The organism is Bradyrhizobium sp. Pha-3 (assembly GCF_042258325.1).
GTDB classification, from domain to species: domain Bacteria; phylum Pseudomonadota; class Alphaproteobacteria; order Rhizobiales; family Xanthobacteraceae; genus Bradyrhizobium; species Bradyrhizobium elkanii.
This window is the reverse complement of sequence record NZ_CP170151.1, coordinates 3,626,561-3,648,392: the sequence shown is the minus strand read 5'-3', so window position 1 is coordinate 3,648,392 and position 21,832 is coordinate 3,626,561. Positions and strand designations below refer to the sequence as shown.

Below are 21,832 nucleotides of genomic sequence, written 5' to 3'. Positions count from 1 at the left end.
TCAGGCCAGCTTGGAGAGCAGCTGGAGATCGGCCTGCTTCGGGATGAACGGCGCCGTTCCGTTGTGCACGATCAGGAGCTCGTATTTCGACTTGCCACCCTTGGCCTTGCGCCATTGCCCGCCCGACAGCGAGGTCACCGCGACGTTCTTGATCGGGCTGTCCTTGAACTTGACCCGACCGACCACGGTCTCCATGTCGAGGCCCGCGATCGCATCGCGCAATGAGTTCTTGTCCTTGGGATCGCTGTTCTGCAACGCCGCGAGCCCGACCTCCCACAGCGCATGGGCGTAGCCGATCGGCTGCGTCCACTGCTTGCCTGTCGTCTTCTCCCACTCCGCGGCGAGCTCGCCAGCGTTCTGCCCGGTCAGCGAGGACTTGAACGGATAGGCCGGCGTCCACCACACTTCGGTCGACATGCCGTCGCCGCGATCGCCGAGCGCATTCACCGCGGCCGGGAACAGGAACGCCGCCGCCACCGTGCAGATCTGCGGCTTGAACCCGGCCTGGGCGGCCTGGTTCCACAGCGTCACCCAGTGATTGCTGAATGTGAAGCCGGAGGCGATGTCGACGCCGTTGTTCTTGAACAGCGCGATCTGGTTGGTGAAGTCGTCGGTCGCGATCTGGAATTTGCCGGCCGAGAACTCCTGATAGCCGGCCGCCGAGATGCTCGCCGGCAGGCCGAGCTTCGGATCGGAGAACGCCTGGCCCGGCGGGTTGTCGATGTAGAGCGTGCCGACCTTCTTGTTGGTCTCGACCGACTGCCACATGCCCAAGAAATTTTTCGCGACGTCGTCGGCGCCCCAGAAGAAATGGTAGCTGTAGGGAAAACCCTTGTCCGGCGTCGACTTGCGCGGGAACATCCAGCCCTGCCACGGCACCATGGTCGAGATGGTGGGAACGCCGCGGGCGTCGGCGAGCTCCTGCACCGGCGGCTGCGCGTCGCCATCCTCGATCAGAATCAGGTCGCACTTTTCACGCAGCACCAATTCACTAGCGATCACCGACGATCGATTCGGATCGGATTGATTGTCCTTGAACACCAGCTCGACCTGATAGGTCTTGCCGCCGATCTTCAGACCATCCTTCAGCCGTGCCTTGATGCGCTCATGGATCCAGGGATCGGGCTCGGCGAACTGCGCGCGGACGCCGGAGAGGCAGCCGACCCAGCCGATCTTGATGGTGTTGCCGGCGGCCCGCGCGACATTGACCAGCGGCACGTTCATCGCCGATGCGAGACCGGTGGCACCGGCCGCTTTCAAGAGCGTGCGCCGATCGAGCCGGCCGGATGCCGTATTGTTCTTTGTCTCAGTCATGTCCCTCTCCCTCCACAACCAATGATGAAAATGCCTGACCGCTGCTCACGCAGCCAATCGCTGGATCGCCGCACGGCTCACCGCGGCGAATTTGCACAAGGTGTTTTCGATGATCTGGCGCGGGATGCCGCGCACGATGAAGACGAGCCGCGAGCGCCGGTCCGCCGACGGCCAGCCGGCAAGCGTGATCGGCGGATGGAACACGTGCTGCACGCCGTGCACCACCATGGGCGCGTCGGGCTGCTCGGCGACATGCACGATCGCCTTGAAGCGCAGCAGATCCTCGCCTTTGAGTGCCGCGACATAATCGAGCCAGCGCGCAAACGCCTCGCGCTGGATCGGCTCGTCGATGACCAGGCTGTAGGATGACACGCCGGCATCGTGCGCGTGATGGCTGTGATGGCCGCACGCCTCGCCTGCGCAGTGATGATCCCCGTGATCGTGCGATGCGTTGGCCGCCTGCGACGCCAGATCGAACCAGCGCACGACATCGGCGGAGCGCGCCGCCGGATCGAACAGCCCGGCATCGAGGACATTCGCGGGATCGACGACCCCGTTTCGCACCTTTGTGCGCGACGCGACCGGATTGATCACCGCGAGCTGCGCATCAAGCCGCGCCACTGCATCACCGACGGCGAGGTCGGTCTTGGTCACCAGCAGCCGGTCGGCGACCGCGATCTGCCTGACGGCCTCGCCATGCGCCACAAGGGTGTGTGCACCATTAACCGCATCGACGGTCGCGACCACGCCGTCGATCCGGTAGCGACTGACGACATCGGACGCCGTCATCAGCGTGTGCAGCACGGGCACGGGATCGGCGAGCCCGGTGGTCTCGACCAGCACCCGGTGGAATGGCGGGATCGCGCCGTCAGCGCGGCGCGACGCAAGGTCGGCCAGCGTCTCGATCAGATCCTCGCGCACCGAGCAGCAGATGCAGCCATTGTCGAGCAGCGCCAGGCGGTCCTCGCTGCTCTCGACCAGCAGATGATCCAGCGCCACCTCGCCGAACTCGTTGATGATGGCGACGACGCCATTGAGCTCCGGCTGGCGCAGCAAATGGTTCAGCACCGTGGTCTTGCCGCTGCCGAGGAAGCCGGTCAGCACGGTGACCGGGATCTGATCCACCGCTGCCATCACGCGCCCCGCTCGTAGACCTTGCGGCCCTCGAAGAAGGTCAGCTCGACCCGCGTATCGGCCAATTGATCCGGCGGGATGTCGAAGATCATCTGGTCGAGCACGATCAAATCGGCCGATTTGCCCACCTCGATCGAGCCGATCGACTGACCGAGCCCGGCCGCGCGTGCGGCATCGATGGTGTAGATGTCGATCACGGTCTTGAGATCGAGCGCCTGCTCCGCCCACAGCGACTTGCCGGGAAAATCCCCGGTCGGATTTTGCCGCGTCACCATGCCCTCGATGCCCTGCCAGGGATCGGGGATCGGGATCACCGGCCAGTCTGAGCCGCCGGCCATCAGTGCGCCGGCCTCTTTCAGATCGCGGTTCGGCCAGAAGCGCTGCGCCCGCTCCTCGCCCATCGCCGCCTTGTGTGCCTCGAGGAAGATGGTCGGATACCAGATGATCGGCGACAGATCGGCCGCGACCCCGAGCTCGGCGAAGCGCTTGATATCGTCGGGTGCGATATAGCTCGCATGCGCGATCTGATGGATCAGATGGGTCGGGCCGTTGAAGCTGCGCACGACGTCGATGGCGTCGAGCGCCTGCGTCACCGCGGCATCGCCCGCGCAATGGATCTTCGCGGCAAGGCCGAGCTTCTCGCAGCGCCCGAGCCAGCGGATCAGGTCCGGCACGGTCAGCATGGTCGCGCCGCGGAAGCAGCAGCCGCGCACGGGATCGGCGACGTAGGGCTCGTGGAAGGCCGCGGTCTTGGCGCCCGGCACGCCGTCGAGGAACACCTTCACATAGTCGGGTTTCACATGCGCGCCGCGGTAATCCTCGCGCAGCGCGAACAGCTCCTCGCCGGCCTTGCCGAACATGAAGCCCGGCTCGACCACCGGCATCGCGCAGACCGCCCAGGCGGTGAGCTCGCCGCGGTCGTCGAGCCCCTTCAGCGCCGCCATGATCGGCTGCATGCTGGCAGCGTCGATGAAGGCGGTGACGCCATAGGCATTCAGCACCGAGATCGAGCGCGCCACCGCCGCGCGGTCCATCTCGGCCGTGTAGTGACCGGAGGCCGCGAGCGCCCGCTCGACCAGGCCGGAGGCGGCCTCGATCATGATCCCGGTGAGCGTCCCGGTCTTGAGGTCGCGGCCTATCTCGCCGTCGGCCGGATCAGCCGTGTCGGCCGCAACACCGGCCAGCCGCAGCGCCGCCGAGCTCGCCCAGCGATTATGATAGGTGTCGTCGCGCAATACGACGGGACGCCCGAGGCAGGCCGCGTCCAGCAGCGCGCAGGATTCCGCGGTGTTCATCTCGTTCAGGAGATTGTTGCCGAACTGCCCGCCGACGATCCAAGCGCCCGGCGCAGCCACTGAGGCAGCCTTGTGCAAGGTCTCGGCGATCCTTGGAATGCTGTCGGCGTTGGAGAAGCGCAGCTCGTAGAGATCGGCCTGCCCGCCCATCATGATGTGATTGTGGATGTCGACGATCCCCGGCATCGCCATGCGTCCGCCGAGATCGACGGTCGCCGTCCCCTCGCCGATGAGCGCCGCGACGTCGCGCTCCTCGCCCACGGCGATGAACCGGCCGGCCTTGACAGCCGCGCATGTCGCCCAGGGTTGCCCGCGGTTCGACGTGTAGATCCGGCCGTTGCGGAAGACCGTGTCGGCGAATGTCCTGTTCATACGGATCAAACTTCTCGATTGGGAAAGCCTGGAGCGATCAGCCTCTCACCGTGCGGTGCACAAGGCCGAACCGCGCACGACGCCGGCATGATGGCCAAACGTTCGGCATGTCGGCATTTGGAACAATCCACCGTCCGGTGGATGCTCCGCCGCGTCCCAGCAAATGCGGGCGGCGCGGCGCCCAGAGCGCGGTGACTTCATTTCAAATCGTGCGGCGGGCCCCGCTTCACCTCGCCCCGCTTGCGGGGAGAGGTCGGAACGCATCGTTAGATGCGTTCCGGGTGAGGGGGAGCCTCCGCAAACGCACTATCGCCGGATACGCGGAGACAGTCCCTCACCCCAACCCTCTCCCCGTAAGAACGGGGCGAGGGAGCGCAGTTCCGTTGCGGCCGTTAGTCGATATAGTCCCATCGCCCTTCAGAAGCCCAGCGCCAGACCGTCCTTGCGGTGGTCGGAGGCACCGAACAGCACGCCCCTCGCATGGTCGATGCGGATCGCCTGGCAGCCGCCGATCGGCTCCTCCGAGAACCGGGCATCGTGGCCGCGGGCGCGAAGGTCGTCGCGTATCCCTGGAGAAATGGTCGTCTCCAGCGACAGCGCGCCGTCGAAGGCACAGGAGCGCGGCGCCTCGGCCGCGGCCTGGATGTCCATCTGCATGTCGAAGAAGTTCGACAGCAGATTGGCATGGCCCGCGGCCTGGTAATGCCCGCCCATCACGCCGAACGACATCACGGTCTTGTCGTTCTTCCGCAGCAGGCCCGGGATGATCGTGTGCATCGGGCGTTTGCGCGGCCCGAGCGAATTCGGATGTCCGGGCCTGGCGCGAAAGCTCCAGCCGCGGTTGTGCAGCAGCACGCCCGATTGCGGCGCGTAGATGCCGCTGCCGAACGGATAGAACAGCGAGTTGATCAGCGATACGGCGTTGAGGTCGCGGTCGACCACCGTGACATAGACGGTGTCGCGGTGCTCGATATCGTCCCAGGTCGCGGGCGCGGATGCGCGGCGCATGTCGATCTTGTCGCGAATCCTTCCGATATAGTCTTCGGCAAGGAAGGCGGCCGGATCGACCTTGCCGGTGGCGGGATCGCAGAAGAACGCGTCGCGCGCGCGGTAGGCGGCCTTGGTGGCTTCGGCCAGCAAATGGATGCGATCGGCCTCTCCGAGCTTGCCGACATCGAAGCCTGCAAGCGTCCGCAGGATCATCAGCGCGGCCAGGCCCTGCCCGTTTGGCGGACATTCGACCACGTCGTGGTCGTGGTAGCGCGCCGAGATCGGGCGCACATAGTCGGAGGTCTGGGCGGCGAAATCGTCGCTGCGGTGAGCGCCGCCCAGGGCGCGCAAGATGGCCACCATCTCGTCGGCAGCCTCGCCCGCGTAGAACGCGTCGCGCCCGTGCTGCGCGATCCGGCGAAGGGTGCGGCCGAGCGCCAGTTGCGTACGGATGTCGCCGATCTCAGGCGCCTTGCCGCCGGGCAGGAACTGCGCCGCAGCATTGCCGTCGATCTCGATCCGGGCCCGGAAGCGGCGCCAGTCCTCCGCGACGCGCGGCGTCACGCAAAAGCCCCGCTCGGCAGCCGAGATCGCCGGCTGGAAGATCTCCTCCAGCGACCTGCTGCCGTGATCGGCGACCAGCCGGCACCACGCATCGATGGCGCCCGGCACGGTCACCGCCTCGGGCGCGGTCGGCGGAATGTCGCGCGTGCCGCTTGCGGCAAATTTCTCGGCATCGGTTGCGGCCGGCGTGCGGCCCGAGCCGTTCAGCGCGATCGGCTCGCTGGCCTTGGGCGAATACAGCGCGAAACAGTCCCCGCCGATCCCGGTCATCTGCGGCTCGACCACGCCCTGCACCGCGACCGCCGCCACCGCAGCATCGACGGCATTGCCGCCGGCCTTCAGCATCTCGACCGCGGCCAGCGTCGCCTGCGGGTGCGAGGTCGCGGCCATGCCACGCTCCGCAACCGCCACCGAGCGGCCGATGGCCATGAAATCGCGCATGTCGAATCCTCAGATGTTGCGAGCGGCAGCCGCTCGCCAACATTGTCGAATACGACACCGGTCCTTGGTGGACTCTCGGCTGGCCGCGCCGTGAGCGGCAATCCACCTAACGGTGGATCGGTGAATGCGGACAAGACTTGTCCCGCTGGACGCTTCCCGGACGCGGCGAATCGATCCGGCGGGCAACTGGGCAAGACCTGTCAAACCTGCGCGTGAGGAGTTCTTTCGGCCTATCTGAGTAGTTGCGTGCTCGGCAGCAATTCGTAGTGGGTAACTGGTTGCCAAGCCCAGAGCGCGATGGCACGCTACCTGATCAATTTCGCTCATGTTGACTGCCAATGCCGATGTCATCTCTCAAAGGGCGTCATGGCGCCAGGCGAAGTCGGTTCGGTTGCGGGGCTGGTTGGTTACGCATTGCCTCGTCTCTGGTTTCACTGTCATGCTGCGCCGTCGTTCATGACGTGCGCGCAGCATCGCCCAATGAGGAGTCGAGCCGACAGGTGACGGCATCCGAACCGTCGGCTCAATCCGATGCCAACGGGAGTGCATTGCCGGATGCGGACCGAGCGTCGCCCGAGGCTCTCCCGACGACGCCAACCGAGAAGCAAACTGAGCAGGTATCCACGGCCAACATTGTCGACCCGCTCAAGGCCGCTCCGGACAATGTCGATACAGTCTTGGTCCTGGACGAATGCTTTGTTGCCGAGGCGTGCATCGACCGGTTCCTTGGCGCGCTTTACATGCGCGCGCCGAAGACCGACTGGATCGTCGTGTACGAAAAAAAGGACGTGATCATCAAACGGAAGCGCAAGCTGATCACCGTCACACGCAGCTTCCCGAAGCGGGTCGAAAATGACTTCGGATGGAAGGACCCCAAGGCGGCAGAAAGAGCCCGCATGCCTCTGATGGATTACGTGATCGGAGGGATGGATCGAGCCTTCAGGCTAAAGCTGTTCTATTTGCTCCATGCAGCGGAACAGGCCGGACTGGCACCCGGGATCACAAGCGGATTCCGCGATGACTACCGCCAATCGATTGCAAACGGGCTGAAGGCTGCAAGTGACAAGTCTTATCACGGTGGCAGCTCGCGTGGAGGCTATGGTCACGGGCTCGCCGCAGACGTCGTCAGCATGAACGGCGGGAGCAAAGAGGAGCGTGCAAGCGAGACCAAGAGATTATGGAAATGGATCGATGAGCACGAAAAGCAGTTCGGAGTTGGACGTCCATATTTGAATGGAGACCCCGCGCATCTCGCACCGGTCGATGGTCGGGAGTATGCTGCTCATCGTACGGTATCAAGGCACACAAGGCTGGCCGGCAAGCGACATACCCGAGTTGCAGCTTCTTCCAGACATGGCGTGACGACGCGCGCAAAGTCAAAGGCAGCGTCGAAGGGCGCGACGACGAGAGTCAGCTCGCGCCTCTGATTGGCACACCCCTCCTGCGCTTCGTGCGCTCCGCCGCGCCCCAGCTCAGGGGGTGAATTGAGATAACGGCGGCTTCAGAGGCCACCCATGGCGTTACGCCTCTCTCCTGAATCTCATCCACCAGGAGCCGCAATTGCTGCGCCGCGCTACCACTTTTGCGTCGCTGGATTCAGTAGCCACTAAATCTGTTACTCAGGGGCTAGCTCAGAATGGCAATTGCCGCGTGCATTCGTCGATTTACTATGTCCCTAGTCGTGCGGATTGGCCGACATTTACCCACACCCGACCATGCACCTCGCGCGATCAGGGATCGCCGCTTCGGGCCCACGAAGCGACGGTCCCGCCCAATTCCGGATGCGACAAATTAACCCGACGGGCAACTCAGCAAAAACCTGTCAATCCCCGCGCGTGAAAATATTTCGCTTTATCCGAAGCGCCACTCAGTGCTATAGATCACCCGTCTCACCCGATCGAGGGGCGCTTCGCGGTCGTCACGAACGCGGGTCGAGATGCGGTGGACGCCGATTGCGCAGTCGACGAATGCGCGTGAAGCGGACGGCGAAATCGTGCAGGCCTGACGCCCTAGCGGCAGGTGTCTCTTCGCAAGACGCAAACGCGTTTTGCGAAGACGGTGACAAAAAAGCCCAGTCTCACCGGGGAGAGCACGTATAAGCCGTAACCCATCGCGCAGGGAAAGCCAGGTTGTTTCCGGTTACACCTGTGGTCCTACCCCCGTGCTTTCTACCTTTTGCACGGGGCCCATGGGTGCGATCGGCACCCGGCTTTCCCTGCGCCCTCTTCAAGTGAGAGGGCGGAACGAAGCGCAAGACTCGGGCAAATCATGTCGCGAGAACGCGGATGTGTGACTCAAGCGGCGCCACAAACTCAGTGTCGTCCTGGCGAAAGCCAGGACCCATTACCCCAAATCTCAATTGTTGCGCGACGCTGGGGCCACGGCTTTCCTCACCAACCCAATCCTGTGGTTATGGGTCCCGGCCTTCGCCGGGACGACGCGCGGAAGGAGGGTGTGCTGGCATATTCTTCGGTGTCATCGCCCGGCTCGCCGCCTCCGCTGAAGCTCTGGCGTGCCCAAGACCAAAAACCCCGTCGAAGCCTTGGCGTAGAACCATCCTCACCGTCGTCCCTGCGAAAGCAGGGACCCATAACCACAGGCAGTCATTGTTGAGTGACGCCCGAGCGACGAATCCCATTCACAACATCCGCCGCGGCGTATCGGTCCCTGCTTTCGCAGGGACGACGTGCTGAAAGTGCTGCGGACTCGTAATCGACAGCCCGCGCCTCAATGCGGCCGCGACATCATCGCCACCACAGCGGAGCGGGTCTCGACGCCGAGCTTCTCGAAGATATGGATCAGATGCGTCTTCACCGTCGCGAGACCGATGTTCAGGCATTCGCCGATCTCGCGGTTGGTTCGTCCGCAGCACAAGAGCTCGACGACTTCCATCTCGCGCGAGGTCAGGCCAAAGCGCGCCGGCTCGTCGGCGTTCGACGACGGGCGGCTGGTCAGGTTGAACTCGAGATAGTCGTGGATCTTCTCCGCAATGTGCATGCTGCCGTCGGGAATCGTGCAGCCCGGCGCCCACAGCACGCTCATTCCGGCGACGATCCGGTCGTTGCGACGGAAGAAGAACTCGATCATGTCGGCGACGCCGCATTGGCCGGCGAAGGCGCGATAGGTCGCCGCCTCCTGGGTCGCGCATTGGTCGAGAGCTGTGCTCAGCCGCGCAATCGGCCGGTTGCTCGCGGAGCGTGGATGCAACGGATCGAGCCGGTTCATGCCGGCGAGATACTGGTCGTGGAAACTCGGCGGCACGTTGCTGCTGAGCACGAAGCGGTTGAGGGTCAAATTGCCGTCGACCTCGTAGAACGCGGTCGCCGACCCCTCGAGAATGCCGCGCGCGAACTGAATGGCCTGCGTGGTTGCCGGATCCGGTCGGCCCAGAAGCGCGATCATGACCTACCTCCCGATGTTTCCCGATGGCGAACGTCTGCGCGTCGCATGCCCGTCACGCTGAGGCAGCCGCGGGCCATAGTCAAGCAAATTGCGGGCCAAGCGCACGAAGCCCGCATCCGGGGAAACGGTTACGCCGAAGTAACCCAACGGCCCCCTCCACCATCCGGTTGATTGCGAGCGACGCGAGCCATGCGGAACTTTCGCACATCATCCGATGTCATTGCTGGGTCAAGAATGAATTCGCGTCGCATCATGGCCGCCTTCCCGTCGACGGCCGACGAACAGGTCACGCTCGCCAACTGGCGTCAGCATCCCTTCAACGAGTAGGCATTCCGCAATGTCCGCGAACTGCTGCCCACCGCGAACATCGCGCGCGCTGCAGCGCCGGCGCCGCTGTCCTTTGCGCCGCGCTATCTCGACGACGTCAGCTTCGCCAACCCGCGCGGCGAGACGGTCGGCGTCGGCGATGCGCTGCGGGCCAGCCACACCGACGGCATCGTGGTGTCGCATCGCGGACAGGTCGCGTTCGAATGGTATGCCCATGGCCTGACGCCCGACGCCCCGCACCTGATCTTCTCCGTCAGCAAGTCGGTCGCCGGAACGCTCGGCGGCATCCTCGCCGATCACGGCAAGCTCGACCCCGACGCGCCGGTGACGCGCTACATCCCGGAGATGGAAGGCTCGGTCTATGGCGGCAGCTGCACGGTGCGGCATCTGCTCGACATGAGCGTCGGCATCCGCTTCGACGAAGATTACATGGCGCGCGACGGCGACGTCATGAACTACCGGCGCTCGACCGGGTGGGAGCTGCCGGATCCGGCGATGCCGCCGAGCAATCTGCGCGACTATCTGCGCACGCTGCGGCCGAACGGCGCACCGCATGGAGAGACCTTCCACTACGTCTCGACCAACACCGATGTGCTCGGCTGGGTCTATGAGCGCGCCTGCGGCCTGTCCTACGCAAAAATCCTCTCGCACTATCTGTGGCAGCCGATGGGCGCCGAGCACGACGCCTACATCACCGTCGATTCGCGCGGCGCAGGCCGCGTCGCCGGCGGCATCTGCGCGACACTGCGCGATCTCGCCCGCTTCGGCGAGATGATGCGCAATCACGGCATCAGCAACGGACGACAGGTCGTCCCCGGCTGGTGGATCGACGACATCAGGCAGAACGGCAATGCCGAGGCCTGGTCGCGCGGCGACCTGACGAAGGTGTTTCCAAACGGCAATTACCGCAACAAGTGGTACACGCTCGATCGGCGCGAAACGCCGTTTGCCGCGGTCGGCATCCATGGCCAGTGGATCTACATCGATCCCACCAACGAGACCGTGATCGCGCGCGTCTCCTCGCAGCCGCTGCCGATGGATCTCGATCTCGATCACATGTGGATGCGCGGCTATCGCGCGATCGCGGCCAGGCTTGCCGGCAAGGCCTGACCGGTTGCAGGGGGACATCATGGGACCATCGATCAACCGGCGCCGTCTGTTGCAGATCGGCGCGGGAGCAAGCCTCGGCATCGCGATGCCGCGCGTCGCGCGGGCCAGTTCGAAGACGATCACGGCCGTCATGCACGCGCCGCTGCGCGCAACGGACCCGATCATGACGACGGCGTGGACCGCGCGCAACCACGGCTACATGATCTATGACACGCTGTTCTCGACCAATTCGAAATTCGAGATCAAGCCGCAGATGGTCGAGGCCTGGGAGGTCTCCGCCGACAGCCTGACCTACACGTTCCGCCTGCGGCCCGGCCTCAAATTCCATGACGGCAGCGCGGTAACGTCGGCCGATGTAATCCCCTCGCTGCAGCGCTGGGCCCGGCGCGACACGATGGGCCAGAAACTGTTCGAATTCGTCGCCGAGCTGAAGGCGATCGACGAGCGCACCTTCCGCATAGCGCTGAAAGAGCCGTGCGGCTTCGTGTTGGCGGCGCTCGGCAAGCCGACCGCCAACGTGCCCTTCATCGTGCCGGCGCGGATCGCCGCGACGCCCGCCGACCAGGCCATATCAGATCATGTCGGCTCCGGACCATTCCGCTTCGTGACAGCGGAATTCCAGCCCGGCGTCAAGGCCGCCTATGAGAAGAACCCGGACTACGTTTCCCGCGACGAGCCGTCCGACGGCACCGGCGGCGGCAAGGTGGTCAAGATCGGTCGCTACGAATGGATCAGCGTGCCGGACTTCCAGATCGCGACCAACGCGCTTGTCAACGACGAGATCGACTATTTCGAGGTGCCGCCGCACGACCATCATCCGATTCTCGCGCGCGCCTCCTTTGTCGAGCTGACCGATTACAACACGCTGGGCTTCTCCGGCATGTGCCGGATGAACTGGCTGGTGCCGCCGTTCGACCGGCCAGAGATCCGCCAGGCTGTGCTGCACGCCGTGAACCAGAAGGACTGGCTCGACACCCAGATCGGCAATCCCGATTACTACAAGATCACGCCGGCGATCTTCGTCGCGGGCACGCCGTTCGAAAGCGCGGTCGGCTGGTCGACCAAGGCGGACACCGCAAAAGCCAGGGAGCTGCTCAAGCAGGGCGGCTATAAGGGCGAGCCGATCACGATCCTGCACGCGACTGACGCCCCGATCATCACCGCGCTCGGCACGGTGACCGCCGAGGCGCTGCGTTCGATCGGCATGAACGTCAACCTGCTCGCGATGGATTGGGGTTCGGTGGTGGCGCGACGCGCCAAACAGTCGATGCCGGCCGAGGGCGGCTGGTCGCTCTACCATTCGACCTGGGCCAGCGCCGACCTCGCCAATCCGATCGGCAATGCCTGCGTCAACGGCAAGGGCAAGAACGGCGGCTTCTTCGGCTGGGTCGAGGATACCGAGCTCGAGCGGCTGCGCGACAGCTTTGCCCGCACCGCGGCGTCGCCGGACCAGAAGGCGCTGGCCGACAATATCCAGGCACGCGCCTACGAGGTGGTCACCCACGTCCCAACCGCAGGGCTATCGCATGTGACCGAGGAGTTCGAAGAGGAACGCATCGTTCCATCCGGCGCGTTTGAGCTTGCCGCGCAAGGAGCCTGTCGTGTCCGGGTGGGCTTGGGCGACGTTGAGGGCCAGGCGCCTGAGCACGGCCAGGTTGGCCGGCCCGTTGTCCTTGCGGTTGCGGGCGAGGTCCTCGTCGAGGGTGACATCGAGCGGCCAGTGCAGGTTATTTTCGATGCCCCAATGAGCGCGGACGATACGCAGGACGTCTTTGCGGCTGTAGGGGCGGCTCATCAGGAAGTAGCGCTCGACCGTGTCGTCCTGTCCACGCTTGCTGGTGATGCGGGCGACAGCTTTGAGGCCCGGGAAGTCGTGCTTCTTGGCCATGCCGGGAGCCGGCGCAACGAGAGCAACACGCTTGTCGGTGCGTCCATGGTCCGCATCGGTGGTGGCGAGCGAAGTCTTGCCCTTGCGTTTGACGGCGCAGATTGCGGCTTTGGCATCCTCCAACAGAGCGGGCTGGTTCGCCTTCACCGCCAGCACGTAGTCACCGCCCCGTGCCACGATCGCTTTGGCCATCGCGCGGTGGCAATGCAGGGCATCGGCCGTGACTACGCAGCCCTTGAGCTGCAAGAGCTCAAGCAACTGCAGGGCACCGTCGACTTCGTTGTTGTTCGGCGCCAGCACATTGGCAAGCGCCATGCGCGTCTGCGCCGCCCAGGCGGTCACCATCACCGGCGGCATGTGGCTCCTGCCGCGTTCGTAGCCGCGTCGCAACGCTTTGCCGTCGAGCGCGATCACACCGCGCGGCCGCTTGATCTTCGCGCCTTGCGCAAAATCCTTCATAAAACGCCGGAACGCGACCTCAAACGCCTTCGGGTCGAGCATCCGGAACACCCGACTGAACGTGTCGTGGCTCGGCAGGCCGTTCCTGAGCACCAGCACATCCTGCCAAAGGTAGGCCTTCATCCGGGCAAACAGCGCCATATCGGTGCAACTCGTCGCCCCGCACAGCGTCGCCATCAGCGCGATGAACAAGATCTCGGTCAGGTCATGCAGCGCGTTGTCGGCCCGCGGGTCCGGCAAATCCTCAAAGCACTCGGCAAATCGTTGCATCGGCCGCTCCCTTCAGATCAGGAACTGCCTTCAGAATCCCTTTCCTTCGATTCGGCAACTACTTGCACGCGCACACATGCGATTCCCCTGGTCCCAACCGGGCAGTACAATCAACCGGCCGCGACGCGCAAGGCGCTGAAGGACATCGTCTGCGCGCCGGTGCCGCTGTTCTGGAATGTCGACAAGACCGGCTAGCGGCCCCTATTCGATCGGCGGCCGCCGCGTATGCCAATCCGTCACCGACTGGAACGCGGCGCCGGCGCGGACCAGCACGTCTTCGGAGAGATGCGGGCCGACCAATTGCATGCTGAGCGGCATCTGGTCCGCGGCCATGCCCATCGGCAGCGTGATGGTCGGACTGCCCGAGAAGTCGAACACCGCCGTGAAGCGCAGAATGCTCAGCAGCACGCCGGGGTCGGCGCCGTATTCGCTCATCTTGGTGAGCGTCGGGATCGGCACCGGCATCGTCGGGATCAGCAGCAGGTCGATATCTTCGAACATGGCGGCGAGGCTGCCACTAAACTTCAGCCGCTCGTGATGGATCGCGGCTATATCGACGCCACTCGTCGCCCGGCCCTGCTCGATCAGCTGTGCGAGGTCCGGTCCGTATTCCGACTTGCGCGACGGGTAGGTGTCGAGATGCGCCTCAGCCGTCTCCACCGAGCACATCGCAATCCACTGGCTGACGAGCTTCTGATAGGGCGGGAAATGCACCTCGTGGATGTCGGCACCGAGCGCGGCGAGCGTGCGTTCGGCTTGCAGCAAGGCGGTCACGACCTGGCGATCGATGCCCTCCTGCGTGTATCTGCGGTCGACGCCGATCCTGAGGCCCCTGATGCCGTCGCCGATGCCGGCCAGATAGTTCGGCACCGGCGCCCGCAAGGCGGTCGGATCGTTGATATCAGCACCCGCGATGACGCCGAGCATCGCCGCGGCATCCGCAGCGCTGCGGCACATCGGCCCGACGTGATCGAGCGAGTCCGCCAGCGGGAAGACGCCGTAGCGGCTGACCCGGCCCCAGGTCGGCTTGATCCCGGTCAACCCGCAGGTCGCCGACGGAAAGCGGATCGAGCCGCCGGTGTCGCTGCCGATCGAGCCGTAGCAGAGCCCCGCCGAGGTCGCGACGCCCGATCCGGTCGACGAGGAGCCAACCCAGTAGTTCACATTCCACGGGTTGAGCGGGGCCTGAACGGCCGGATGGTGACTGGTGTAGGCCCCCTCCGTCATCTTCAGCTTGCCGAGCGTCACCGCGCCGGCGACTTCGAGCCGGTCCACGATCGTGGCATTGAAGGACGGCACAAACTTCGCATGGATCGTGGTGCCACCGGCAGTCGGCGCAAACGAGGTGTAGCAGAGGTCCTTCAGCCCGATCGGAACGCCATGCAGCGGGCCGCGCCAGATGCCCTTGGCGATCTCCGCATCGTACTGCTTGGCCTGAGCCATCGCCCGCTCCGCAAGGACCAGCGCATAGCCGTGAAACTGTCCGTCCAGCTTCGCAATCCGGCTCAGCATCGCCTCGGTGATCTCCGAGGGCTTCGCCTCCTTGCGGCGAACGAGCTCGGAGATCTCGGTGATGGATTTGTAGTGCAATGAATCCGCTGACATCTGACGCCCTGCTGTTATCGGAAAATGCCTGCCCGGACCGCCGTCGCGGACGGCGATCTCGCGACTCTGCTGACGGCGCGACCCGCCTAGAACTGGACGCCGCGCGTCAACGCGCCGTCCACCACGAGGTTGGTCCCCGTGATGAAGCTCGCCGCCTTGCTCGCCAGGAACACGGCGGCGTTCGCCATCTCCTGCGGCGTGCCCATGCGGCCGGTCGGGTTGAGCGCCAGTGCGGTCTTGTACAGTTCAGGATTGCCGTCCTTGATCATGTTCCAGACACCACCTTCGAAGTAGGTGTTGCCCGGCGACACCGAATTGGCCCGGATGCCCTTGGCCGCGAGCTGGTAAGCGAGGCCCTGCGTGTAGTGGATGATCGCGGCCTTGAACGTCCCGTAGGGACCGCTGGCAAAGTCGACCTCGCGTCCCGACACGCTCGAGATCGTGACGATCGCGGCCGCCCCGCTCTTCTCGAGATGCGGCATCGCCGCGTTGACGAGGCGCACCGTGCCCATCATGTCGGTGGAGAACTCCTTCTCCCAGCTCTCCTCGTCCTGCCCGATCGACAGCGCGCTGACGTTGGCGACCGCGACATCGATGCCGCCGAGCTTGGACGCCATGTCGGCGACCCAGGCCTTCAGGGCCGGCCCGTTGGAGACGTCGACGGCACTACCGAACGCCGCAACGCCCTTGGCCTTGAGCGCGGTCACCGCAGCGTCGACGTCACCCTGGTTGCGCGCACAGATTCCGACATTAGCGCCTTCGGCCGCGAACGTGTCGGCGATCGCCCTGCCGATGCCCTTGGTGCTGCCGGTAACGAGAACCTTCGCTCCCTTGAGTCCGAGATCCATGTCCATTCCCTCCGTTATTATCAATTATGCGACGCAATGATCCTTACCGCATGGCGCGGTCGATCACAGCAACAGCTGTGCGCGAACGTTGTCCGCGTTGACCTCTTCGCCGGCCAGCGATCGCGTGATCTTGCCCTTCTCCATGATGTAGCAGCGCTGCGCGATCTCCAGGATGGTGTCGAGATTCTGTTCCACGAACACGATCGTGGTCCCGAGCTCCGCCCGGAACGATTTCAGCGCCTCGCAAATGTGCTGCACGATCGACGGCTGGATGCCCTCGGACGGCTCGTCGAGGATCATCAGCGCCGGATTTCCGATCAACGCGCGGCCGATCGCAAGCTGCTGCTGTTCGCCGCCCGACATGGTGCCCGCGATCTGGCGCCGGCGCTCCTTCAGGCGCGGAAAATACTCGTAGACGAGCTCGGGCAGCTTCTTGCCTTCGGGCCCGCCGATCAACTCGCCGACCTGCAAATTCTCCTCGACGCTCATTTGCGGAAACACGTCGCGGCCCTGCGGGATGTAGCCGAAGCCGGCGCGCGCCCGCGCATCGGCCTCGAGCTGCGTGACATCCTGATCCATGAAGCTGATGGTGCCGCGCCAGGTCTGCAGCAGACCGATCAGGCACCGCATCAGGGTCGACTTGCCGACGCCGTTGCGGCCGATCACGCCGACGATCTCGCCGCGCGAGACCGACATGCTGACGCCCTGCAGGATCGGCGTCGCGCCGTAGCCCGCCCAAAGTCCCGACACCTCCAGAATGCGATCAGTGGGCATGGGTCTTACCCAGGTAGATTTCAGCGACCTTCTCGTCTTCCAAAATCGCCTCCAAGCTGCCACGTGCGAAGATCTTGCCAAGATGCAGGACGGTGACGCGCTGGGCGACCTGACGCACGAACGCCATGTCGTGCTCGACGACCAGGACGGTCATGCCCTCGGCATTGAACGACTTGATCAGCTCGCCGGTCTTGAAAGTCTCTTCCGGCGACATGCCGGCGGTCGGCTCGTCCAGCAGCAGCAGCTGCGGCTGCAGCGCCAGCGCCATCCCGATCTCCAGCCATTGCTGCTGGCCGTGCGACAGCGCACCGGCAAGCTTGCCGCTATCATCAGCGAGATTGAGCAACGCGAGCAGCCGCTCCTCTTCGGCACGGCATTCCGCGCCCGAAATGCGTTCCTGCAGCGCGATCTGGATGTTCTGCCGCACCGGCAGCTCCTTGAACACGCTTGGCGCCTGCATCTTGATACTCATGCCGCGCTGCACCCGCGCGTAAGGCCGCTCGGCGGTGATATCGATCGAGTCGAAAAAGATGCTGCCCGTGGTTGGCGGATAGAGACCGACGATCAATTTGAACAGCGTGCTCTTCCCGGCCCCGTTGGGCCCGATCAGGCAGTGCACCTCGCCGGCATTGACCGTCAGGTCGACATCGGACACGGCGGTCAATCCACCGAAACGTTTCGATACGCCTTTTACGTCGACCAACGCCATGATTCAGGTCTCATCCGATTGCAGGCGGGCGGTATCGGCCAGCGCGGGGGCTTCGTCGCGGCGCCGACGCCGCGTCCACCAGTCGACGACCAGCTTACCGATGCCGAGCACGAAGCCTTGCGGCGCCAGCATCACGGTGGCGAGCAGCAGTACGCCCATCAGCACCAGCGCCGCCTGCTGGCTGTAGACCGTGATAGTCTGGAAGCCGAACAGCAGCAGGAACGATCCGACCAGGGTCGCCGTCAGATCGTTGCGCCCTGAGAACGCCACCCACACGATCGGCATCGCCGCCGCCGGCAGGCCGATGCTGGATGGCGTGATGAACTGCCCCCAGGACGTGTACAGCGCACCGCTGAGGCCTGCGAGCCCGCTGCCGATCACAAAGGTCAGCAGCTGATACTTGCGGACGTCGTAGCCGAGCATCTCGGCGCGCTGCGGATTTTCCCGCGTCGCCACGATCACATTGCCGACGCTCGAGTTCACCAGCATGCGGAGCGCGATGTAGACGATCACTATCAGCGCGATCATGACATAATAGAGCGCCGATCCTTCGATGTCGAAGTTGCCGACCGTGAGCGGGTCCATTCCCTTCATGCCGTTGAAGCCGTTCAACCGGGCCGGACCGATATGCCATTCCGGCCCCGCGGTCTGCCCGAGGAAGAAGGCAAGCACCAGCGTTGCCGACAGCGTCACGATGCCGAAGAAAATCCCGCTGATGCCGCCCCAGATCATGAAATAGCCGAGGATCCCGGCCGCGATCATCGCGATGACCACGGAGAGAACCAGCGCCGCGATCGTGGTCGTCCCTCCGCCCATATTGATGGCCAGCACGCCGTAGCCGTAGCCGGCGATGCCGAAGAAGAAGGTCTGGCCGAACGACAGCATGCCGCCGTAGCCCCACATCAGGCAGAGGCCGAGCGCCATGAAGATCCAGATCAGGAAGTAGGCGAAATTGCCGACATCATAGGAATCAGCGAACAGCGGATAGATCAGTGCCCCCGCCAGCACGGCGAGGAAGCAGGACCAGAAGATCTTCCCGCGTCCGAGCGTCTGCGGGCCCTCGAGCAGCTTCAACATCAGAAATTCCCGTCTAGCGCCCACGACGAACCAGCACGCTGGATAGTCCCTCAGGCAGCACACGTATGATCAGGATGACTGCAAACAGCATGCCGATCTGGCCGATGATCTGCCCATAGCTGGCATTCAATGCCATCCGGATCATCGCCAGGAACACGGCGGCCGGCGCAGTTCCGAGCAGGACATTGGCGCCGCCGATCACCACGGTGACAAAGCTCTCGACCACGAAGGTCGCTCCCATGGTCGGGATCAGCGTCATGGTCGGCGCGTAGAGCGCGCCGCAGAGCCCCGCGAGCGCGGTGCCGATGCCGAAGCTGATGGAATAGATCCGCCCGGTGCGCGCGCCGAGCGCCTTGGCCATCGCCGCATTCTGCATCGTGGCGCGCGCGATCACGCCAAAGCGCGTCTTCATGAAGATGATGTAGAGACCGGCGAGCACGGCCACAGCGCAGCCGAACAGCACAAGGCGGTAGGTCGAGAACGTGTAGCCTCCGATCGCAAAGCTTCCTTCCGGCGTGCCGATACCGCGCACCGCGGAGCCGACGATCAGCAGCATCGACTGCGTCACGATCAGGCTGAGGCCCCAGGTGGCGAGCAGCGAGTCGAGCGGGCGCTTGTAGAAGCGCCGCACCACGAGGTACTCGACGATCATGCCGATGATCCCCGCGGTCAGCGCAGCAAGGATCTGGGCAATCGGAAGCGGGACGCCGAGGTTGACGAGCCCCACGGTGACGTACGCGCCGCACATGATGAACTCGCCATGCGCCATGTTGATGACGCCCATCATGCCGAACACGATGGCAAGGCCCGCCGCCGACAGGATCAGGAACGCGAAGACATCGGCGAACTGATAGAATACCGAGAAGAGTTCAGCCGACATTCCGGTCTCCCTGATCGCGGCGCCGCATCATTGCGGCGCCGGCTCGGTTCGAAGTCGTGACGCACAACACGAGCAAGATTCGTGCCTGCGTGCATCACGATTTGCTGGGGAGATGACTCGGCGTGTACTGATCCTTGTCGTTCTTCTTGGTGAGGTCGCAGCCGATCTCGCCAAGCCAGTACGGCTGGATCGTCCCGTAGTCCTTCTCCACCGTCACCTCATGCTTGGGCCCGACCGAGATCAGCCGCATGCGGTGCGACGTATGCTGGCTCTTCGGGTCGATGCAGACCTTGCCCTCGGGAGCGTCGATGCAGGCATCGCCCGTTGCGATCACCTTGCGCATGTCCTCGAGCTTGGTCGACTTCGCCTTCTCGACCAACGCCTTGTACATGTAGAGCGCGTTGTAGGCGTTGTAGCCCATATCGTTGATGTAAAGTTCATCGGGGAATTTTGCGTGCCAACGCTTCTTGAAATCGTTGGCTTCGGGGGTATCGATCTCCTCGAACCAGTTCGCGGTCGCATGCATGTTATTGAGCGCCGGCGGCTTGAACCGCTTGTGCTCGAAGCCGAGCATGATCTTGATCGAAGAGCCCATCGGCAGGTTGAGGTTGGCCGCGGCAGCCTGCTCGAAGAAGGAGTCCTGCGCCGCGCCGACATTGATCGTCAGCAGCCAGTCCGGCTTCGCCTTCTGGATATTCTGGATCGTCTGCGCGAACTGCGACACGCCGAGCGGGATGAATTCCTCTCCCACGACCTCGCCGCCGAGGTCCTTCATGATCTTGCGGTTCCACTCCGCGGAGATCTGGCCGAAATTGTAGTCAGCTGCGATGACGTAGACCTTTTTGCCGAACTTCTGGACCATCCAGGGGATCAGGGTCGAGAACTGCTGCTCCGGCACCGCGCCCATGCTGATCATGCTGGCGTCGCAGACACCGCCTTCATACTGGTTCGTATAGAAGTACGGCGTGGTGGTGCGATCGACGATTGGGCGCAACGCCTCGCGCGAGGCCGAGGTGATGCCGCCGATCAGCACGTCGACCTTGTCGCGATTGAGCAGCCGGCGGCCGAACTCCTGATAGCGGGCATTGTCACCCTGGGGATCAAGGTGAATCAACTCGATCTGCCGGCCGAGAATGCCGCCGCTCTTGTTGATCTCCTCGACCGCCAGCTGCGAGCCGTGCAGCTTCGGCATGCCCATGAAGGCGAGATCGCCGGAGACGTCCTCCAGCAAGCCGAGCTTCAGCGGCGGCTCCGCCGCCTGGGCGGCACCTATTGCCGCGGTCCCGAGCATTGCACCAAGCAAAGCCATTCCGACTATACGCCCCGAATACATCGCGATGTCCTCTGTCGTTGAAGGATGTTTGAAGTCACGCCTTGAGGTAATTCTTCAGGATCGACGCCCCCATCGTGTATTTGGGATCGACCATGTTGCCGAGCCGCATGCGGCCGGCCTGGCTGAGCAGCATGTAGGCGTCGATTTCATCGAAGCCGTAATCGGCGCTCATCCAGCGCACGAGCTCGCGATAGGCGATACGCGCAGCGTCCTCGAGCGGGCGCGCGCTGCCGATCGTCATGATGAAGTCGCGCGTCTCCAGCCGCGGCCAGGCGAAGCTCCAGTTCTTGATCAGATCGATCTGCAAAGTGACAGTCGCGCGCTGCTCGAGCGCGACGCCCGAGAGTTCGCCATCGCCTTGCGTGGCGTGGCAGTCGCCGACATAGAGCAGCCCGCCTTCGGCATGCACCGGCAGATAGATAATCGCGCCCGGTGCGACGTCGGGCAGGTCCATGTTGCCGCCGTGATAATCGGGCTGCAGCGAGGAGATCGCCTCGATCTCGGGCGAGACGCCGATCGTGCCGATGAACGGCTCATAGGGCAGCGTGATCTTGTCGTTCCAGCGCACGCCGTTGCGGTCGACATGCAGCTTCTTGACGCGTTCGGGCAGCGGCGGATTGAGCAGCGCCGTGGATGCGGTCCCGACCAGGCCGCCGAATTCCGGAATGATGCAGGTCGTTCCGGCCGGCTGCGCACCGCGGGTCTCGACGTCGCGTATGTAGACGGCGAGGCAATCGCCCTTCCTGGCGCCCTTGACCGCGATCGGCCCGCATTGCGGGTTCAGATAGGGGAAGTTCAGCTTCGCCGTGGGGCTGTCGCTTTCGCTGGTGAGCACGCCGCCGAAGGCGTCTTCGGTTTCGACAACGACGACCCCGCCCGGGTCGATCGACAGGGTCGGCTTGGCATAGGGCCCATAGACGTAATGGAAGCCACCCTGCTGCTCGATCGTCAGGCTATGGGTCGTGCCGGTCGCGCCCTTGGCAAGGGCGCGCTTAGCCATGATGGAACTCTTCAACCAGTCTTCGGTCATGCGAACGGCT

The 21,832-nt window shown here is 64.2% G+C and carries 16 protein-coding genes and 1 pseudogene; 3 read left to right on the top strand and 14 right to left on the bottom strand.

Translation table 11 applies throughout. The annotated features are described in order from the left end of the window. From ACE10X_RS16875 to ACE10X_RS16860, 4 genes are all read right to left on the bottom strand, one after another. Positions 1-1,314 (bottom strand): ABC transporter substrate-binding protein, encoded by a 1,314-nt coding sequence (locus ACE10X_RS16875; RefSeq protein WP_375764313.1) that lies wholly within the window; start codon positions 1,312-1,314, stop codon positions 1-3. 45 nt (positions 1,315-1,359) lie between these two features. Further along, on the bottom strand, positions 1,360-2,448 hold the full coding sequence (locus ACE10X_RS16870) for a GTP-binding protein (protein WP_038382033.1): 1,089 nt from the start codon (positions 2,446-2,448) through the stop codon (positions 1,360-1,362). After that, a complete protein-coding gene (locus ACE10X_RS16865; RefSeq protein WP_038382034.1) occupies positions 2,448-4,115 on the bottom strand; it encodes an amidohydrolase in 1,668 nt (555 codons plus the stop codon). The genes ACE10X_RS16870 and ACE10X_RS16865 overlap by 1 nt, the downstream gene beginning before the upstream one ends. A 417-nt stretch (positions 4,116-4,532) precedes the next feature. Beyond that, complete coding sequence (locus tag ACE10X_RS16860) at positions 4,533-6,110, bottom strand: gamma-glutamyltransferase family protein (RefSeq protein WP_304556386.1); 1,578 nt, start codon at positions 6,108-6,110, stop codon at positions 4,533-4,535. 500 nt (positions 6,111-6,610) lie between these two features. On the opposite strand from ACE10X_RS16860, the gene ACE10X_RS16855 reads away from it, so the two are divergent. Next, entirely contained in the window at positions 6,611-7,537 is a 927-nt protein-coding gene (locus ACE10X_RS16855) for a D-alanyl-D-alanine carboxypeptidase family protein (RefSeq protein ID WP_244435648.1), read from the top strand. Between the two features lie 1,300 nt (positions 7,538-8,837). Here the strand turns inward: ACE10X_RS16855 and ACE10X_RS16850 are convergent. Then, positions 8,838-9,512, bottom strand: a complete 675-nt coding sequence (locus ACE10X_RS16850; protein WP_038382041.1) for a LuxR C-terminal-related transcriptional regulator — start codon at positions 9,510-9,512, stop codon at positions 8,838-8,840. A 498-nt stretch (positions 9,513-10,010) separates the two neighbouring features. Here ACE10X_RS16850 and ACE10X_RS16845 point away from each other — a divergent pair, with 498 nt between their 5' ends. Together ACE10X_RS16845 and ACE10X_RS16840 are read left to right on the top strand one after the other, a co-directional pair. Further along, positions 10,011-10,949 carry a serine hydrolase domain-containing protein gene (locus tag ACE10X_RS16845; RefSeq protein WP_375764312.1) on the top strand — a complete coding sequence of 313 codons (939 nt, stop codon included), beginning with the start codon at positions 10,011-10,013 and terminating at the stop codon, positions 10,947-10,949. Positions 10,950-10,968: 19 nt separating this feature from the next. Beyond that, positions 10,969-12,198: pseudogene (locus ACE10X_RS16840) on the top strand (ABC transporter substrate-binding protein); the annotation flags it as partial. A gap of 270 nt (positions 12,199-12,468) precedes the next feature. Here ACE10X_RS16840 and ACE10X_RS16835 read toward each other — a convergent pair. From ACE10X_RS16835 to ACE10X_RS16795, 9 genes are all read right to left on the bottom strand, one after another. Next, on the bottom strand, positions 12,469-13,566 hold the full coding sequence (locus ACE10X_RS16835; protein ID WP_038389016.1) for an ISAs1 family transposase: 1,098 nt from the start codon (positions 13,564-13,566) through the stop codon (positions 12,469-12,471). A 201-nt stretch (positions 13,567-13,767) separates the two neighbouring features. Continuing rightward, the gene (locus tag ACE10X_RS16830) at positions 13,768-15,171 is read right to left on the bottom strand and encodes an amidase (protein WP_304556387.1); all 1,404 of its coding nucleotides are present in this window, start codon (positions 15,169-15,171) and stop codon (positions 13,768-13,770) included. Positions 15,172-15,257: 86 nt separating this feature from the next. Next, positions 15,258-16,019, bottom strand: coding sequence for an SDR family NAD(P)-dependent oxidoreductase (locus ACE10X_RS16825; protein ID WP_038382047.1), 762 nt, complete (start codon positions 16,017-16,019; stop codon positions 15,258-15,260). 63 nt (positions 16,020-16,082) lie between these two features. Beyond that, positions 16,083-16,793, bottom strand: coding sequence for an ABC transporter ATP-binding protein (locus ACE10X_RS16820; RefSeq protein WP_050386935.1), 711 nt, complete (start codon positions 16,791-16,793; stop codon positions 16,083-16,085). After that, complete coding sequence (locus tag ACE10X_RS16815; RefSeq protein WP_018270850.1) at positions 16,783-17,502, bottom strand: ATP-binding cassette domain-containing protein; 720 nt, start codon at positions 17,500-17,502, stop codon at positions 16,783-16,785. Before ACE10X_RS16815 ends, ACE10X_RS16820 begins: the two co-directional genes overlap by 11 nt. A 3-nt stretch (positions 17,503-17,505) precedes the next feature. Continuing rightward, complete coding sequence (locus ACE10X_RS16810; RefSeq protein ID WP_038382048.1) at positions 17,506-18,579, bottom strand: branched-chain amino acid ABC transporter permease; 1,074 nt, start codon at positions 18,577-18,579, stop codon at positions 17,506-17,508. 13 nt (positions 18,580-18,592) lie between these two features. Then, positions 18,593-19,459, bottom strand: coding sequence for a branched-chain amino acid ABC transporter permease (locus ACE10X_RS16805; protein WP_018270848.1), 867 nt, complete (start codon positions 19,457-19,459; stop codon positions 18,593-18,595). A gap of 94 nt (positions 19,460-19,553) precedes the next feature. Continuing rightward, positions 19,554-20,768 (bottom strand): urea ABC transporter substrate-binding protein, encoded by a 1,215-nt coding sequence (locus tag ACE10X_RS16800; protein WP_085970458.1) that lies wholly within the window; start codon positions 20,766-20,768, stop codon positions 19,554-19,556. 58 nt (positions 20,769-20,826) lie between these two features. Further along, positions 20,827-21,822, bottom strand: coding sequence for an acetamidase/formamidase family protein (locus ACE10X_RS16795; RefSeq protein WP_038382050.1), 996 nt, complete (start codon positions 21,820-21,822; stop codon positions 20,827-20,829). Positions 21,823-21,832: the final 10 nt, after the last annotated feature.